The sequence below is a fragment of the Mesorhizobium sp. ESP-6-2 genome (genome assembly GCF_020164675.1).
Taxonomy (GTDB): domain Bacteria; phylum Pseudomonadota; class Alphaproteobacteria; order Rhizobiales; family Rhizobiaceae; genus Mesorhizobium.
Genome location: NZ_JAIUGT010000009.1, coordinates 74,852 through 90,282, shown reverse-complemented (window position 1 = coordinate 90,282; position 15,431 = coordinate 74,852). Strand labels below are relative to the sequence as shown.

The 15,431-nt window shown below is 64.2% G+C and carries 18 protein-coding genes; 6 read left to right on the top strand and 12 right to left on the bottom strand.

Going from position 1 to position 15,431, the window contains the following annotated elements:
* The first annotated feature begins 125 nt into the window (after positions 1–125).
* Positions 126–845 carry a DUF599 domain-containing protein gene (locus LB532_RS22330; RefSeq protein WP_140638204.1) on the top strand — a complete coding sequence of 240 codons (720 nt, stop codon included), beginning with the start codon at positions 126–128 and terminating at the stop codon, positions 843–845.
* On the opposite strand, the gene LB532_RS22325 is transcribed toward LB532_RS22330, so the two are convergent.
* From LB532_RS22325 to LB532_RS22300, 6 genes are all read right to left on the bottom strand, one after another.
* Positions 818–1,615: a YdcF family protein gene (locus LB532_RS22325; protein ID WP_140638205.1), complete on the bottom strand. Its 798-nt coding sequence runs from the start codon at positions 1,613–1,615 to the stop codon at positions 818–820. The two genes, LB532_RS22330 and LB532_RS22325, sit on opposite strands and share 28 nt — an antisense overlap.
* A 27-nt stretch (positions 1,616–1,642) precedes the next feature.
* Positions 1,643–3,208, bottom strand: a complete 1,566-nt coding sequence (locus LB532_RS22320) for an amidase (protein ID WP_140638206.1) — start codon at positions 3,206–3,208, stop codon at positions 1,643–1,645.
* Positions 3,208–3,666 carry a GNAT family N-acetyltransferase gene (locus LB532_RS22315; protein WP_140638207.1) on the bottom strand — a complete coding sequence of 153 codons (459 nt, stop codon included), beginning with the start codon at positions 3,664–3,666 and terminating at the stop codon, positions 3,208–3,210. The genes LB532_RS22320 and LB532_RS22315 overlap by 1 nt, the downstream gene beginning before the upstream one ends.
* A 7-nt stretch (positions 3,667–3,673) precedes the next feature.
* Entirely contained in the window at positions 3,674–3,961 is a 288-nt protein-coding gene (gatC, locus tag LB532_RS22310; RefSeq protein WP_027044576.1) for an Asp-tRNA(Asn)/Glu-tRNA(Gln) amidotransferase subunit GatC, read from the bottom strand.
* Between the two features lie 88 nt (positions 3,962–4,049).
* The gene (locus LB532_RS22305; RefSeq protein WP_140638208.1) at positions 4,050–4,466 is read right to left on the bottom strand and encodes a hypothetical protein; all 417 of its coding nucleotides are present in this window, start codon (positions 4,464–4,466) and stop codon (positions 4,050–4,052) included.
* 19 nt (positions 4,467–4,485) lie between these two features.
* Positions 4,486–5,181, bottom strand: a complete 696-nt coding sequence (locus LB532_RS22300) for a metal-dependent hydrolase (protein ID WP_140638209.1) — start codon at positions 5,179–5,181, stop codon at positions 4,486–4,488.
* 123 nt (positions 5,182–5,304) lie between these two features.
* On the opposite strand from LB532_RS22300, the gene ruvX reads away from it, so the two are divergent.
* Positions 5,305–5,811: a Holliday junction resolvase RuvX gene (gene ruvX, locus LB532_RS22295; protein WP_140638210.1), complete on the top strand. Its 507-nt coding sequence runs from the start codon at positions 5,305–5,307 to the stop codon at positions 5,809–5,811.
* Here the strand turns inward: ruvX and LB532_RS22290 are convergent.
* The 3 genes from LB532_RS22290 to LB532_RS22280 all read right to left on the bottom strand — a co-directional run bounded on the left by LB532_RS22290 (position 5,729) and on the right by LB532_RS22280 (position 8,365).
* Positions 5,729–6,070, bottom strand: coding sequence for a DUF6105 family protein (locus tag LB532_RS22290; protein WP_140638211.1), 342 nt, complete (start codon positions 6,068–6,070; stop codon positions 5,729–5,731). The genes ruvX and LB532_RS22290 overlap by 83 nt on opposite strands.
* Entirely contained in the window at positions 6,070–6,618 is a 549-nt protein-coding gene (locus LB532_RS22285) for a hypothetical protein (RefSeq protein WP_140638212.1), read from the bottom strand. Before LB532_RS22285 ends, LB532_RS22290 begins: the two co-directional genes overlap by 1 nt.
* A 118-nt stretch (positions 6,619–6,736) precedes the next feature.
* Positions 6,737–8,365 (bottom strand): DNA alkylation response protein, encoded by a 1,629-nt coding sequence (locus LB532_RS22280; RefSeq protein ID WP_140638213.1) that lies wholly within the window; start codon positions 8,363–8,365, stop codon positions 6,737–6,739.
* Positions 8,366–8,514: 149 nt separating this feature from the next.
* Here LB532_RS22280 and LB532_RS22275 point away from each other — a divergent pair, with 149 nt between their 5' ends.
* From LB532_RS22275 to dprA, 4 genes are read left to right on the top strand one after another with little or no spacing between them, the layout of a single operon-like run.
* Positions 8,515–9,480, top strand: a complete 966-nt coding sequence (locus LB532_RS22275; protein WP_140638214.1) for an aspartate carbamoyltransferase catalytic subunit — start codon at positions 8,515–8,517, stop codon at positions 9,478–9,480.
* Positions 9,477–10,763: a dihydroorotase gene (locus LB532_RS22270; protein ID WP_140638215.1), complete on the top strand. Its 1,287-nt coding sequence runs from the start codon at positions 9,477–9,479 to the stop codon at positions 10,761–10,763. Before LB532_RS22275 ends, LB532_RS22270 begins: the two co-directional genes overlap by 4 nt.
* Positions 10,764–10,821: 58 nt before the next feature.
* Positions 10,822–11,409 carry a glycerol-3-phosphate 1-O-acyltransferase PlsY gene (plsY, locus tag LB532_RS22265; protein ID WP_140638216.1) on the top strand — a complete coding sequence of 196 codons (588 nt, stop codon included), beginning with the start codon at positions 10,822–10,824 and terminating at the stop codon, positions 11,407–11,409.
* Positions 11,406–12,542, top strand: a complete 1,137-nt coding sequence (gene dprA / locus LB532_RS22260) for a DNA-processing protein DprA (RefSeq protein WP_140638217.1) — start codon at positions 11,406–11,408, stop codon at positions 12,540–12,542. Before plsY ends, dprA begins: the two co-directional genes overlap by 4 nt.
* Positions 12,543–12,551: 9 nt before the next feature.
* On the opposite strand, the gene LB532_RS22255 is transcribed toward dprA, so the two are convergent.
* The 3 genes from LB532_RS22255 to LB532_RS22245 are packed head-to-tail and all read right to left on the bottom strand — an operon-like array spanning position 12,552 to position 15,389.
* The gene (locus LB532_RS22255; RefSeq protein ID WP_140638218.1) at positions 12,552–12,764 is read right to left on the bottom strand and encodes a hypothetical protein; all 213 of its coding nucleotides are present in this window, start codon (positions 12,762–12,764) and stop codon (positions 12,552–12,554) included.
* 52 nt (positions 12,765–12,816) lie between these two features.
* Positions 12,817–13,620 (bottom strand): trehalose-phosphatase, encoded by an 804-nt coding sequence (gene otsB / locus LB532_RS22250; RefSeq protein ID WP_140638219.1) that lies wholly within the window; start codon positions 13,618–13,620, stop codon positions 12,817–12,819.
* Positions 13,620–15,389 carry a trehalose-6-phosphate synthase gene (locus LB532_RS22245; RefSeq protein WP_140638220.1) on the bottom strand — a complete coding sequence of 590 codons (1,770 nt, stop codon included), beginning with the start codon at positions 15,387–15,389 and terminating at the stop codon, positions 13,620–13,622. The genes otsB and LB532_RS22245 overlap by 1 nt, the downstream gene beginning before the upstream one ends.
* Between the last annotated feature and the right edge of the window lie 42 nt (positions 15,390–15,431).

Genomic DNA, 15,431 nt, shown 5'->3' with positions numbered 1-15,431 from the left:
CGATGTTTCCGCTGTTTTGAACGGCGCGGCGCAGCGCCTGCCGACCTTGTTTGCTCCGGCAGCGACATATCCGTCGCTGCCGCGGACGGTCGAAGCAATCGCACTGAATGTGATAGGTTCCGCCAATGGGCGATTCCCTCGATCTTTCGACAGCCGATCTCGTGGCGTTGGCGTTCTTCCTCATTGCGTGGGTTTTGCATACGCTCGCCTCGGACGGTGTGCTGGTCAGCCGCATGTCCCTGACAACGGCGATGAATGCGCAGCGGCAAGCCTGGATGCGCACGATGGCGGAACGTGAGATACGCATCGTCGACACAGCCATCATGGGCGGCTTGCAGCAAGGCACCGCCTTCTTCGCCTCCAGCTCCCTGATCGCGCTTGGCGGCTGCTTTGCCTTGCTCGGTGCCTCCGACCGCGTCCTCGAGGTGTTGAGCACCCTGCCTCTGGGCGGCGCCCCGTCGCGCTCGGCTTTTCAGATCAAGGTGCTGGGGCTGGTGCTGATCCTGGCGTTTTCGTTCTTCAAGTTCGGCTGGGCCTACCGTCTGTTCAACTATTGCTCGATCCTGATCGGTGCCGTGCCGATCCCGCATGGCGAAGCCTCGCGCAACCCGGTCACCGAAACGGCGGTGTGGAGGGCGGCGCAGATGAACATGCTGGCAGGCAAGCATTTCAACTCCGGCCTGCGCGGCGTGTTCTTTTCGATCGGCTATCTCGGCTGGTTCGTCGATCCGCTGGTGTTCGTGCTGTCGACGCTTCTGCTCCTGGCCGTTCTGGTGCGGCGCCAGTTCTTCTCGGCGGCGCGCCGCGCCGTGATCGGTCAGCCGCCAGGTGCGGGAAAAGGCTGATCGATGCGGCCGGACAGCCAATAGGCGACCAGCCCGATCCATTCGCGGATCGCTGTGGTCGTGGCCTGCAGCGAATCGGCTGGATTGTCGCGGAACAGGCCGATGCCTTCGCGTCCCGACGTCCGATAGTCGACCGGCCAGGGAACTGTCGCGAAACCGGCCTTGTCGAACAGCGCCTTGGCGCGCGGCATATGGTAGGCCGAGGTCACCAGCAGCCAGGTCTCGCCCAGCTTCGGCGTTATCAAGGCCTTGGTGAAGACGGCGTTCTCATAGGTGTTGCGGGATTTTTTCTCGAGGATCAGGCGCTCCGGTGCCACGCCCAGCGCGCCAAGCAGGCGCGGTGCGGTTGTGGCATCGCCCTCGGCATCGAGGAACAATTCACCATTGCCGCCGGAGACGACCACCTTGGCATCGGGAAAGCGCCGCGCCAGCACGGCCGTCTCGACCATCCGGTCGCCGCCGCTGTTGAGCTCGTAGCCGCCGCGAACCAGATTGATGCCGCCTTCGAAGCCGCCACCGAGCACGACGATGCCATCGACCCTTTCCGGCAATGGCGGGCGCGCAAAACGCTCCTCGAGCGGATTGAGCATCAAGGCGCCGAGCGAGGTCCAGGCCGAAAGCGCCAGAACCAAAAACGCCAGCACGCCGCCGGTGGCGGCCAGCCGCCGGCGGCCGAAAAATGCCGCGACCAGCCCCGCCAGCAGCAGGAAGATCGTCAGGTTGAGCGGCTGGATAAAGAACCAGAAGATTTTCGAAAGATAAAAGAACATCCCTCACCCCTCAGATGAGAAACGATCCTACCACCACTTCTCCGGCTGGAACGTTCCGGCCGCCCGCTCGATGACGGCAGCGGTCTGGAACAGCGTCTCTTCCTCGAACGGCCTGCCGATCAGCTGCAGGCCAAGCGGAAGCCCCTTGGGGTCGAGGCCGGCGGGCACCGCAATGCCCGGCAGGCCCGCCATGTTCACGGTGACGGTGAAGATGTCGTTCAGGTACATCTTCACCGGATCGGAAGCCATGTCCTCGTCCGCGATGCCGAAGGCGGCAGATGGCGTCGCCGGTGTCAGGATGACATCAACGCCAGCGGCAAAGACGTTCTCGAAGTCCCGCTTGATCAGATTGCGCACCTTCTGCGCCTGCAGATAGTAGGCGTCGTAATAGCCCGCCGACAGCACATAGGTGCCGATCATGATCCGGCGCTTGACCTCGCGGCCAAAGCCGGCGGCGCGGGTCTTCTCATACATCTCGACGATGTCCTTGCCCGGGACGCGAAGGCCGTAGCGGACGCCGTCATAGCGCGCAAGGTTGGAGGAGGCTTCGGCGGGCGCCACGATGTAATAGGCCGGTAGCGCGTATTTGGTGTGCGGCAAGGAGATGTCGACGATCTCGGCGCCGGCATCCCTGAGCCAGGCAATGCCCTTCTGCCAAAGGGCCTCGATCTCCTCCGGCATGCCGTCGACGCGGTATTCCCGGGGAATGCCGACCTTCATGCCCTTGATCGGCTTGCCGATCGCCGCCTCATAATCCGGCACAGGCCGGTCGACAGAGGTCGTGTCCTTCGGATCGACGGAGGCCATCGATTTGAGCAGGATCGCGGCATCGCGCACGTCGCGGGCGATCGGCCCGGCCTGGTCGAGCGACGAGGCGAAGGCGACGATACCCCAGCGTGAACAGCGGCCATAGGTCGGCTTGATGCCGACCGTGCCGGTGAACGCGGCCGGCTGGCGGATCGAGCCGCCAGTGTCGGTGGCCGTGGCGCCCGCGCACAGGAAAGCCGAGACGGCGGAGGCCGAGCCGCCCGACGAGCCACCCGGCACCAGCTGCGCATTGTCCAGGGTGCGCGCAGTCCTGGTGCCGCCGGCCGAAACGAAGCCGCCATCGCCCTGATGCGTGGTCGGCATCACCATCGTATCGACGCGCGAACGCCGCCACGGGTTGACCACCGGCCCGTAATAGGACGTCTCGTTGGACGAGCCCATGGCGAACTCGTCCATGTTGAGCTTGCCCAGCATGACCGCTCCGTCGGCCCACAGGTTGGAGGTCACGGTCGATTCGTAATGCGGCTTGAAGCCGTCGAGCACATGGCTGCAGGCCTGGGTGTGCACGCCCTCGGTGCCGAATAGGTCCTTGATGCCGAGCGGAATGCCTTCCAGCGCACCGCCCTCGCCTTTGGCCAGCCTGGCGTCGGAGGCCTTGGCCATGTCGCGCGCCTTGTCGCCCGTCACCACGACATACGCGTTGAGCGCCGGATTGGCGCGCTCGATCGCAGCGAGATAGGCGTCGGCAATCTCGGTCGCGGTGATTTCCTTGGCGCGCAGCTTGGCGCGGGCCTGCGAAATCGTCAGTCGGGTCAGGTCGCTCATCAGGCAAGGCTCTTTTCGTAAAACACCGACCACTCGGAATCGGGATAATCCAGCACCGGACCGCAGCGCGAGAAGCCGGAACGTTCGTAGACGGCCCAGGCGGCAGGATGGCGATCGCCCGTCTCCAGCACCAGACGCTTCAATCCTTCCTCGCGCGCCAGCGCTTCGACACGCTCCACGATCCTGGCGCCGATTTTCTGGCCGCGATGGGTAGGCCGCGTGTACATGCGCTTGACCTCACCTACGGCACCGTCATGGCGCTTCAGCGCCCCGCAACCGATTGCAAGACCGTCGTCCCGGGCGACGAAGACCGTGGTGTCCCGGCCGGCCATCTGCTCGACGGTCAGATGATAGCAGTGTTCCGGCGGCGTCAGTTCGAGCAGCGTCTCGTTGAGCTCCGCGACCAAGCCGCGCACATCGTCCTGCAGCGGCGTCTCGATGGCGATTTCGATGGCCATCGGCCTGCTACTCCACGACCTTCGGCACGAGGAAGAAGTTCTCTTCCGTGGCAGGCGCGTTGGCGACAATGTCGGCAGCCTTGTTGCCGTCGGTGACGACGTCCTGGCGCTTCTTCATCTCCATCGGAGTTACCGAAGTCATCGGCTCGACCCCGGAAACATCGACCTCGTTCAGTTGTTCAACGAAGCCCAGTATGGCGTTCAGCTCGCCGGTCATGCGTTCGGCATCTTCCTCGCTCACCGCGATGCGGGCGAGACGCGCGACGCGCTTCACTGTCTTGACGTCAACGGACATGTTTGTGCCTCGGGAAAACCAGCCCCGGCCTATAGCGGCGCCGCGCGCGGCGCGCAACATGTGCATGCCCACAATCGGGCAAATGGCCTCACGGCGGCGCCATGCCCTCGCACAGATAGTAGCTGCCGCTGTTGCCGCTCGCCTCGCTTTCGTCTTCGATGGGCCGGACGGAGACGAGATCGATCTGCGTCGGGCTCATCTGCGTCACCGAGAGCACGTCGGGAAAGACGTAGCCCGGCTCCTGGCAAATGGCCGTCACCGCCCAGCTCGGCGAGCGTGTCGCCTTACTGATCTGCAAGAACTCGCAATTGTATTCGACCCCCTGGAGGCCATGGGCCGACAGCACGATGTTGCCGGCATCGATCAGCGTCTGCAGGGTGTCTTTCCTGGCCTGTGCGCAGAGCTCCTCGGACTTGAGGTAGACCCCTTCGATGAAATCGTCCGCGGCAAACGCCGGCGACGCTGCAAACAGCATCGAAACGCAAAGAGAGTTCCTCAAACCCATGGTTTAATTCCGTTTCAATTTATAGCGTGACCGCCTCGCCGATCCCAGGCACGACAACATTCACGCCCGAACCTTCCATTCCGGCGACGAATTTGTCGGGCGTCTGGTCGAGCAGGCCGAAAGTCGCATAGTGGCATGGCACGGCGACGTCGAACTTGAAATAGCGGCGGCAGGCGAGAGCCGCGACAGCGCCTCCCATGGTAAAGCGGTCGCCGACCGGCACGAGGCCGATCTTAGGCTCATGCAGCTCGTTGACCAGCGCCATGTCCGAGAAGATGTCGGTATCGCCCATGTGATAGAGCGTCTTGTCGTCCTGGAAATGCAGGACCAGCCCGCAGGGATTGCCCATATAGATGCCGTCCCCATAGGACGAGGAATGCAATGCCTGGACAAAAGTCGTCGTGAACGGGCCGCAGTCCACCGTGCCACCGGTGTTGCCTTGGTTGATATTGTTCTGGTCGACGCCCTGGCCGCCGAGATAGTCGCAGATCTCGGGATTGGCGACCAGCATCGCTCCCGTCTTCTTGAGGATCTCCAGCGCATCGCCGACATGGTCTCCGTGACCATGCGTCAAAAGCACATGGGTGACACCTTCGGCCGGGCCTTCCCAGCTTTTCTTCCATAGCGGATTGCCGCTCAGGAACGGGTCCATCAGGATGCTTGCGCCCGCCACCTCGATCTTGAAGGCGGATTGTCCGTACCAAGTCAGTTTCATCAGCGAGTTCCTCGATTTTTGCTCCGTCGGAGGATAGAACGGCGTCAGCTCAAGAGCAAAGTGTTACGGCGTCCTCGCGTGTTCAAAACGCCGCGACGGCGCTGTCGGGTCAAAGGAAAACCGTTGGCTATCATTACCATCGAGGAATTGCCGGCACGGCTGGCCGGCGGCAGGACGCTTGCCGGGCTCGATCTCGGCGACAAGACAATCGGCGTCGCCGTTTCGGACCGTGGCTTTTCCTTCGCGCATCCGCGTCCTGTCATCATGCGACGAAAATTCTCGCTCGACGCGGCCGTGCTGCTGGATCTGCTGCAAAAGGAGAATGCCGGCGCGGTGGTGATTGGGCTGCCGGTCAACATGGACGGCTCGGAGGGCCCCCGCGCGCAGAAATCGCGCGCCTTCGTACGCAACATGGCCGCCTTGAGCGACCTTCCCTTCCTGCTATGGGACGAGAGGCTGTCGACGGTAGCCGCCGAACGGACGCTGATCGAGATGGATTTTTCGCGCGCCAAGCGCGCCGGCAAGATCGATTCGGCCGCCGCCGCCTTTATTCTGCAGGGAGTTTTGGACCGGCTTCGCTCGCTCGGTGCAGCCGCTCGTACTGCACCGGAACCGCCGCCCGCCTCCTGATCCAGCCGATGATTTCACGGCGGCGGCGAAACGCCCAGATCGCCAGCAGCAGCAGGCCGTCGAATATACAGGCTCTTCCAACCATACCGGGAATGATTGCCGGGTCGATGCCGAGCATCTGGCCGTAGAGTTGGAAGACGAAATCATGCAACTGCCGGCTCAGCATGACGTAGCCGAAATTCATGTCGTTGAGCGACAGGTAGAACCAGCCCCAGAAAAGCGCCATCGGAGCCGCCCACAATGCGAAAATGTAACGCATCAGCGGCCTCCCTTCCGGGTCGGCTCGGGCCGGCCGGATATCAGCGAAAGCAGGGAATTGTGGGCTGCGGCCCTGGCCATGCTGTGCGCCGTGGCGTGGATTTCGACCTCATCCGATGCGGCCAGCGTGCGGCGCTCGGCAAGCATGGCGACATAGGAGGCCAGAAGTGCGGCCAATTGCACGGCGACGACCAGGAACAGCCCGTTGATGCCTTGCGCCGCGCCACCGACCAGGATGAGCGACAGCACGCCGGAAGCGCAGATGAAGGCGACGCGTGCAACGCTGTCGGCGCCCGGATTGCTGGCATTGTTGATCAGCGCCTCGACAAAGGTCCAGAAGAACAGCACCGCCACGACAAGCAGGGCCGTGGCCAGAGGCGCAACCACGACGACATTTTCGAGATCGACGAAGCGGGCGCTCTCGATTGTCACGCCCAGCACGCCAAGCGCCCCGGCCACCCCGCGGTTTCCATCGATGCAGATGATCGCCAGCAGGGCGAAAACGATCGTCCAGTGCAAGGCGAGAAAAGAGGTCAATACCTGTCGCATCGTGATTCCTGCTTCGACAGGAACGACAGTGGGCTTTGCCGCCAGCCCTCGCAACGGAAACCATTTGTTAAGGTTAACGGCGCAGGGGAATGACCAAGGCGTGGTCCATGGCTGCTGCTCAGGTTGTTGGCGGATAAAGCGTGTCGATGATCATGCGCGCATCATGGCGCGAATCGAGCATGCCGTAGGTGTTGCGCCACTGGCCCGCCAGCCGCGTCTCGACGAAGGCATCGGCGATCCGCCCTGCCCCCAACCGGCGCAATTCCGCCGCCGCCGCGGACAGCGCCAGTTGCTCCGTCAGCAGGCGGGCCGAGCCTTCGTCGGTCGCGGCCACCTGCATCGCCGCCTTCAGCACACCGATGGTGCCGCGTCCGCCCGCGCCCAGGTCGCGATCGATGCCGGCAAGCACCTCCTCGAACAGGCCCGGCGCGCGGCCAAGCACACGCAGCACATCCAGTGCCATGACATTGCCCGACCCTTCCCAAATCGCATTGACCGGGGCTTCGCGATAATAGCGGGCGAGCGGCGCCTCCTCGACATAGCCGTTGCCGCCGAGGCATTCCATCGCCTCGTAGAGCAGCGGCGGCGCGATCTTGCAGACCCAATATTTGACGACCGGCGTCATGGCGCGGGCAAAGGCCGCCTCGCCGCGATCGCTCGCCGCCTCGTCGAAGGAACGTGCCAGCCGGAACGACAGGGCCGTGGCAGCGGCGACGTCGAGCGCCAGGTCGGCCAGCACGCGCTGCATCAGCGGCTGCTCGATCAGGTTGGTGCCGAACACCTGGCGATGGCGGGCGTGATGAACGGCTTCGGCCAGACCCGCCCGCATGATCGCCGAAGACGCCACGGCGCAGTCGAGCCGGGTCAAGGTCACCATGTCCATGATCGTCTTCACGCCGGCGCCCGGCTCGCCGACCATCTCGCCGATGGCGTTGACGAACTCCACCTCGGAAGACGCATTCGACCGGTTGCCGAGCTTGTCCTTCAGGCGCTGGAAACGGAAGCCGTTGCCCGAGCCGTCGCCAAGGACGCGCGGCACGAGGAAGCAAGACAATCCCTCGGGCGCCTGCGCCAGCACCAGGAATGCATCCGACATCGGCGCCGACATGAACCATTTGTGGCCGGTCAGGCGATAGAAGCCGCTGCCGACGCGCTCGGCCTTCGTCACATTGGCGCGCACATCCGTGCCGCCCTGTTTCTCGGTCATGCCCATGCCAAGCGTAAGCCCGGTCTTCTCGACCGGCGGCTTTTGGCTCTGGTCATATTTGCGCGTCGTCACGCGCGGCGCCCACTCGCGGAACAGTTTCGGGCTCGCCATCAGCGCTGCCAGCGAAGCACTGGTCATGGTGATGGGACACAGATGTCCGGTCTCGAGTTCGGCCGTCAGGTAGAACCGGGCCGCGCGCACCTGATGGCGGCGGCCGATCTCGGCATCGCCGTTCTCCCAGACCGAGGAGTGCAGCCCGTTGGCGACGGAACGGCGCATCAAGGCGTGATAGGCGGGGTGAAACTCGACCAGATCGATGCGCCGGCCCTGGCGATCATGCGTCCTGAGCCTCGGCGTTTCGACATTGGCGAGGCGGGCCAGTTCCTGGGCCTCCTGCGTCAGCACGAAGCGGCCGAGCCCGTCGAGATCCTTGCGCACCGGATCGGAAAAGCGCTCGGCAAGCTGGATCAGCAACGGATCGCCCCGCCAGGCGTTGCCGCCTGTCAGCGGCGGCGGCTGGTTCGTCACGTCGTCGGTCACGCTTCATCCTTACTGCCAGGCGGCTACGAATCCGGAGCCATCGGCTAGATATAGCCCAAGGCGCACGACGAAAATACCGGGGAGAACAGCCGCAATCCAAAGCTGGCGCTTGCAGCCATGGAACGTCCACCCTATAGCAGCCCCTTGAGATGACCGACGCTTCGTCCCTGCCACTCTATCCTCACCGCCATCTTCTGGGCATCCGCGACCTTTCCCCCGCCGACATCGAGCTTCTGCTCGACAGGGCGAACCGGGCTGTCGCGATCTCGCGGCAATCCGAGAAGAAAACCTCGACGCTGCGCGGCCGCACCCAGATCAACCTGTTCTACGAGGCTTCCACGCGGACGCAGTCGTCGTTCGAGCTGGCCGGAAAGCGTCTCGGCGCCGACGTCATGAACATGTCGGTGGCGAGTTCCTCGGTGAAGAAGGGCGAGACGCTCATCGACACGGCCATGACGCTGAACGCCATGCGGCCCGACATATTGATCATCCGCCACCAGTCGGCGGGTGCGGCCGCCCTTCTGGCCCAGAAGGTCGGCTGCTCCGTGGTCAATGCCGGGGACGGCGCGCATGAGCACCCGACGCAGGCACTGCTCGACGCGCTGACCATCCGCCGCGCCAAGGGTCCCCTGTCGAAACTGATCGTGGCGATCTGCGGCGACATCCTGCATTCGCGTGTCGCCCGCTCCAACATCATGCTGCTCAACGCGCTCGGCGCGCAGGTGCGCGTCGTCGCGCCCTCGACATTGCTTCCCTCGGGAATCGACAGGATGGGCGTGATCGTCACCGGCTCAATGGCCGAGGGCCTGAAAGATGCCGACGTGGTGATGATGCTGCGCCTGCAGCGCGAGCGGATGGAAGGGGCCTTCGTGCCTTCGGTGCGCGAATATTTCCGCTATTTCGGCCTCGACGCCGAGAAGCTGAAGGCCGCGAAAGACGATGCGCTGGTGATGCATCCGGGCCCGATGAACCGTGGCGTCGAGATCGCTTCGGAAATCGCCGACGGCCCGCAGAGCGTCATCCAGGAACAGGTCGAGATGGGTGTCGCCGTGCGCATGGCGGTGATGGAAGCCCTGCTCGATCCGCGCCGCAACCACGAGGGCCGCGGCGCATGAGCATCACGGTCTTCGAGCGCGCCCGCATCATCGACCCCTCGCGCGGCGTAGACGAGACCGGGACGGTCATCGTCGACGGGAAGAAGATAGCCGCCGCGGGCAAGGCTGCGCTGAACCAGGGCGCGCCCGAGGGCGCCACCGTCGTCGACTGCGCCGGCAAGGCGGTGATTCCAGGCCTGATCGACGGCCGCGTCTTCATCGGCGAACCGGGCGGCGAGCATCGCGAAACGATCGCGTCGGCAAGTGTCGCCGCGGCTGCCGGCGGCGTCACCTCGATCGTCATGATGCCCGATACCGATCCGGTCATCGACAATGTGGCCTTGGTCGAATTCGTGCTGCGCACCGCCAAGGACACGGCAATCGTGAATATTTTCCCGGCCGCCGCCATCACCAAGGGCCTCGATGGCCGCGAGATGACCGAATTCGGCCTGCTGCAAGAGGCCGGCGCCGCCGCCTTCACCGACGGCCGCCACACCATATCCAGCGCGCTGGTGATGCGCCGGGCGCTGACCTATGCCCGCGATTTCGGCGCAACCATCGTGCACGAAACCCAGGATGCCGACCTCGCGTCGTCGGGCGTGATGAACGAGGGACTCTACGCCAGCTGGCTGGGGCTTTCCGGCATTCCGCGTGAAGCCGAAACCATCCCGCTGGAGCGCGACCTTGCCCTGGCGCGCCTGACGCGCGGCGCCTACCACGCGGCAAAGATATCGACGGCGATGGCGGCGGCATCGGTGGCGCGCGCGAAAACCGACGGCGCGACCGTCACATCGGGCGTGTCGATCCACAATCTGTCACTCAATGAAAACGACGTCGGCGAATATCGCACCTTCTTCCGGTTGACCCCGCCGCTGCGCGCCGAGGAAGACCGCCTGGCGATGATCGAAGCGATCAGGGATGGCACGATCGACATCATCGTCTCCTCGCACGATCCGCAGGACGTCGACACCAAGCGCCTGCCCTTCGCCGACGCGGCCGCCGGCGCCATTGGGCTTGAAACGTTGCTGGGCGCCGCCTTGCGGCTCTACCACAATGGCGACGTGTCGCTGCCGCGGCTGATCGAGACCTTGTCCACGGCGCCGGCACGGCTGTTCGGCCTGCCTGGCGGCACGCTCAAGCCAGGCGCTCTCGCGGACCTTGCGCTTGTCGATCTGGATGAACCCTGGATCGTCAGCGAAAGCGGCATTCGCTCGCGCTCGAAAAACACCTGTTTCGAGGGCGCGCGTCTGCAGGGCAAGGTCTTGCAAACGCTGGTGGCGGGCCGCAAAGTATTCTCGGTCTGAGCTGGCGGCCGCGCATCGCGCCGAATCCAGCCCGTCAGGGGGAAATGCGGGGGGAACAATGACTTACAACCTGATCCCGGCGCTGGTGCTCGGCTATTTCTTGGGCTCGATTCCGTTCGGGCTTCTGCTGACCCGTGCGGCAGGGCTTGGCGACGTGCGCCAGATCGGCTCCGGCAATATCGGCGCCACAAATGTGCTACGCACCGGCAACAAGGGCCTTGCCGCGGCCACACTGCTGCTCGACGCGCTGAAGGGCACGATCGCCGTGCTGATCGCGGGCCATTTCGCGCCCGAACTCGGCGCTTGGGCCGGCCTTGGCGCCTTCCTCGGCCATCTCTTCCCGCTCTGGCTCGGATTCAAGGGAGGCAAGGGCGTCGCCACCTATCTCGGCGTGCTGATCGGCCTTGCCTGGCAGGTGGCGCTGATCTTCGCCGTCGTCTGGCTGGCCATGGCGTTCCTGTTCCGCTACTCCTCCCTTGCAGCGCTGACGGCCGCGGTCGCCGTGCCGATCGCCCTCTATTTCCTGAGCACACCGCAGATTGCCGCATTGTTCGTGGTGATGAGCCTGATCGTCTTCATCAAGCACCGGACCAACATTTCACGCCTGCTTGCCGGCACCGAGGGCAAAATCGGGGCGAAGGAGTGAGCAAGCCGGTCGCCGGACCGCGCCTCAACGACCGGCAGCGGTTGAGCTGGCTTCGGCTGATCCGCACCCAGAATGTAGGTCCCGCCTCCTTTCGCGACCTTATCAACCGGTTCGGTTCGGCCGAGGTCGCGCTGGAAATGCTGCCGGAACTGATGATTTCGGGCGGCGCCAGCAGGATCGCCCGCATTCCCTCGATCGCCGAGGCCGAAGCGGAACTGGAGGCCGCAAGGCGGGCAGGCGCCCGCTTTGTCGGCATCGGCGAGCCGGACTATCCCGCCCTGTTGAAAAACATGGACCATCCTCCGCCGCTGCTGGCGGTGAAAGGCGAAGGCGCCGTGTTCCGGCTGCCTGCGGTGGCTATCGTCGGCGCCCGCAACGCCTCGCTCGCCGGCATCAAGATGGCGCGCATGCTGGCGAGCGACCTTGGCCGCGACGGTTACGCCATCATCTCCGGCCTCGCGCGCGGCATCGACACTTCAGCGCATCAGGGCAGCCTCTCGACCGGCACGATCGGCGTGCTGGCCGGAGGCCTCGATCTGCCCTACCCGCCTGAGAATGCCGGCCTGTGCGACGAGATCGTCGAGCGCGGTGGCGCCATCATTTCGGAGATGCCGTTCGGCTGGCAGCCGCGTGCCCAAGATTTTCCGCGCCGCAACCGCCTTGTCGCGGGTGCGGCGGTCGGTCTGGTGGTGGTCGAGGCGGCGCAGCGTTCCGGGTCCCTGATCAGCGCCAGGCTTGCAGGCGAAATGGGCCGGCTGGTGTTCGCCGTACCCGGCTCGCCGCTTGACCCGCGCGCCGCCGGCACCAATGGCCTGCTCAAGGACGGTGCTACCTTAGTCACCGAAGCCGCCGACATTCACAGGGCAATCGCGCCGCTGACCGGTTTGCGGGCCCCCGAACTGCCGCCCTTTGAAGATCCCCCCGATTTCTCGGCCAGGCCGCCACCCAGCGAAAACGACCGCGCCAGGGTGACTGAAGCGCTCGGCCCGTCTCCGGTGGCGATCGACGAGATCATCCGCCACACCGGCCTGCATCCGGCCCAGGTATTCATGGTGCTCTTGGAGCTCGATCTCGCCGGCCGGCTCGAACGGCATGCCGGCGGCAATGTCTCGCTGGTCTTCGCGGAAGGCTGATAGCCTCCGTCAGTGGTGATCGCGCTTCTTCTGTTCGGTCTCGGTGTAGTCGGGCGTGTTTGCGCCGAACAGGTCCCTCTCGACAGCCTTTCGCCAGACGGCATCGGCGTCTTCAGGACGCGACGGATCGAAAGTTGTCTCGGTGTCCTGCATGCGCCGGCGCGAACGCCGTCGGAGCCACGCGGGCATGATCTCGTGAATGAGGCTGGTGAACTGGACCATCGATCAACTCCCTGAACCCGTTCTTCAACATGCAAGATTCCCCTGCGCGGCCTCAGCTCTGCCTGGCAGAGAGCTGGACCACCTCTTCAAACCGGCCCGTGCCGGATTGGTCGTGGCATAGGGATTCGAGCCAGGCCAGGGTCTCGCCGACATCGGCCAGCGCGTGGCGCGCCACGGTTTTCCCTTGCGGTTTGATGCGGACCGAAATGCCATCCATTTCATTGACGGCCTCGAAGCCGTTCTCATCCGACGTGTCGTCTCCGAGGAATACGGGAACCCGCCCCCGGAAAGCCGGCAACTCGCAGAAACGCCTGATTGCCGCTCCCTTGGCCGCTTCGAGCGGCATCAGTTCCACCCCGGCATTGCCGGCAAGAACCCGATATCCCCGCGGAAGCCGCTCCAGGGCCTGTTCGACCAGTTGCGTCGCCCGTTGCAGCAACTGCGGCGCCGCACGCGTATGGATGGCCAGGATCGGGCCCTTGCGCTCGATATAGACATCCACATTGTCCAGTTCCGCCTCGATTTCCTCGGCAAGCGCGGCAATGTCGGCGGGCTCGTCGGCCGCCTTGACAGGCCCGTCACGGACAAGCCGGTGCTCCAGGCCGTATAGACCCGCGGCCGGCAGGCGCAACGGCTGGAAGAGCCGGTCGACGGCGGAAACGGATCTTCCTGTAATGAAAGCCAGAGCGCCAGCCAGACGCTCGTCCAGCCTTGTCAGCATGCTTCGCAACGCATCGCCGACGACCACTGCATCCGGATGCGCGGCATGTTCGAGAAGCGTACCGTCAATGTCCAGGAAGAGTGCCCATCGGCCTTGCGGGACGGTCGGCACGGACAGATTTGCCGATCCCGACATCACAGCGCCGCGACCCGTTTGCGATCAAGCAACGATATCACATTAGCCGCGGCAACGGAGCCCGGCCCGGCGGGATCGATCGCGATTCGCTTGCGCAAGCGGGCGGCATCTAGAAGCATGCTGCCCGCCCAGCGATAGACATTGTTGTCGCGGACGATCTCGCGCATGCGCTGCATGCGCTGGCGCTGCTCGGCGGGCACCATGGTCAATGCCTGCAGCAACGCCTCGGCCATCATCGTCGCGTCGTAAGGATTGACGATCAGCGCCTCGAGAAGCTCCTTGGAAGCGCCGGCAAACATGCTGAGCATCAACACGCCCTGTTCGTCGTCGCGCGCGGCGACAAATTCCTTGGCGACCAGGTTCATTCCGTCGTGGAGGCTGGTCACCATGCAGACGTCGGCGGCTCGGTAGATTTCGTAGACCTGCTCCTGGGAATGGTGTTCAGCCACCATCAAGACCGGCGTGTAGCCGTCCCGGCCATAACGCTCGTTCAGCTCCGCCGCGCAGCGCAGGCATTCCTCGTACAGTTGCTGGTAGGCCGGCAGGGTTCCGCGGCTTGGCGCCGCGATCTGCAGGAACGCCACCTCGCCGATCCACTCCGGATGCTGCTTGAACAGTTCGTCCAAGGCGTGGAACCGGTCGAGAATGCCCTTGGTGTAATCGAGGCGCTCGACACCGACACAGAGGCTGACATTGTCCGCCAGCCCGAATTTTTCGCGAATTCGCGCGCGGCACTGCGCGATGGCAGGCAATTTCCCGAGTTGAGCCGGCGGCCACTCTATCGAGATCGGATAGGCGTGGACCAGGCTGGTCTGGCCGCCATAGGAGATGGCCGAATCCTCGCGCTCGATCCTGCTTTCCAGGAAGCGGTCGACGCTCTCGATGAAGTTGTTGCAGTGGAATTGCGTATGAAAGCCGATGATCGAGCTCCCCAGCAGGCCGTCCAGTATCTTTTCCCGCCAGGGGCAGATGCTGAAGACTTCCGAATTTGGCCACGGAATGTGCCAGAAGGTGATGACGATCGCATCGGGCAGGCGTTCCCGGATCATTCGCGGCAGCAGCGCGAAATGATAGTCCTGGACAAGCACGATCGGGCGCTCGTTGCGGGCTTCGGCAACCACGGTATCGGCGAATTTGCGATTGACGGCTTCGTATGTTTCCCAGTCGGACGTGCGGAAGACGGGCCGGGTAAAGGCTATGTGGCACAGGGGCCAGAGACCCTCATTGGCAAAACCCAGATAATAGCCTTGCTGTTCCTCGTCGGTCAGCCAGACACGTCGCAACGTATAGGACGGGTTCTCCGGTGGAACCTCTATGCGGTCGTTCTGGTCGACGACGAGATGATCCGCCGAGCCGCCGCCATAGGCTATCCAGGTTCCCGCGCAGGCACGGGTGATCGGCTCCAGCGCCGAGACAAGTCCACTCGCCGGCACAACCAGGTCGACATTGTCATCCCTGAGATTGTGAATGTAGGGCTCGCGGTTGGAGACGACGATCACTTGCGCATCCGGCAGTTCCTTCGCCAGGATTTCGCGCAGTGTAGAGGGCGACCAGTTGACGAGCGCCGCGTCGGCGGAATGGCCATTCTTTTCGAACTCCCGCAATACGACGCGAGCCTGTGGAGGCTCGACATTGGCCGGCCCTAGCGGGGTCCGGTGGGATCGCAGCGCGGAAATCACCAAGGCAACTAGGGAAACGCAGAGGCTGGCAAGAATGACGAACCATAGAGCGGAGGCGGAGTGGAGGAAGTCGAAACCGTTGTCTGCCATTGATGTGAATTGCTCCGGCCTGAATCGCGCCTCTCGCGGGGT

Coding starts and splice junctions, on each gene's coding strand:
- LB532_RS22330 (WP_140638204.1), top strand. CDS start 126: ATGGGCGATTCCCTCGATCTTTCGACAGCCGATCTCGTGGCGTTGGCG.
- LB532_RS22325 (WP_140638205.1), bottom strand. CDS start 1,615: ATGTTCTTTTATCTTTCGAAAATCTTCTGGTTCTTTATCCAGCCGCTC.
- LB532_RS22320 (WP_140638206.1), bottom strand. CDS start 3,208: ATGAGCGACCTGACCCGACTGACGATTTCGCAGGCCCGCGCCAAGCTG.
- LB532_RS22315 (WP_140638207.1), bottom strand. CDS start 3,666: ATGGCCATCGAAATCGCCATCGAGACGCCGCTGCAGGACGATGTGCGC.
- gatC (WP_027044576.1), bottom strand. CDS start 3,961: ATGTCCGTTGACGTCAAGACAGTGAAGCGCGTCGCGCGTCTCGCCCGC.
- LB532_RS22305 (WP_140638208.1), bottom strand. CDS start 4,466: ATGGGTTTGAGGAACTCTCTTTGCGTTTCGATGCTGTTTGCAGCGTCG.
- LB532_RS22300 (WP_140638209.1), bottom strand. CDS start 5,181: ATGAAACTGACTTGGTACGGACAATCCGCCTTCAAGATCGAGGTGGCG.
- LB532_RS22290 (WP_140638211.1), bottom strand. CDS start 6,070: ATGCGTTACATTTTCGCATTGTGGGCGGCTCCGATGGCGCTTTTCTGG.
- LB532_RS22285 (WP_140638212.1), bottom strand. CDS start 6,618: ATGCGACAGGTATTGACCTCTTTTCTCGCCTTGCACTGGACGATCGTT.
- LB532_RS22275 (WP_140638214.1), top strand. CDS start 8,515: ATGACCGACGCTTCGTCCCTGCCACTCTATCCTCACCGCCATCTTCTG.
- LB532_RS22270 (WP_140638215.1), top strand. CDS start 9,477: ATGAGCATCACGGTCTTCGAGCGCGCCCGCATCATCGACCCCTCGCGC.
- plsY (WP_140638216.1), top strand. CDS start 10,822: ATGACTTACAACCTGATCCCGGCGCTGGTGCTCGGCTATTTCTTGGGC.
- LB532_RS22255 (WP_140638218.1), bottom strand. CDS start 12,764: ATGGTCCAGTTCACCAGCCTCATTCACGAGATCATGCCCGCGTGGCTC.
- otsB (WP_140638219.1), bottom strand. CDS start 13,620: ATGTCGGGATCGGCAAATCTGTCCGTGCCGACCGTCCCGCAAGGCCGA.
- LB532_RS22245 (WP_140638220.1), bottom strand. CDS start 15,389: ATGGCAGACAACGGTTTCGACTTCCTCCACTCCGCCTCCGCTCTATGG.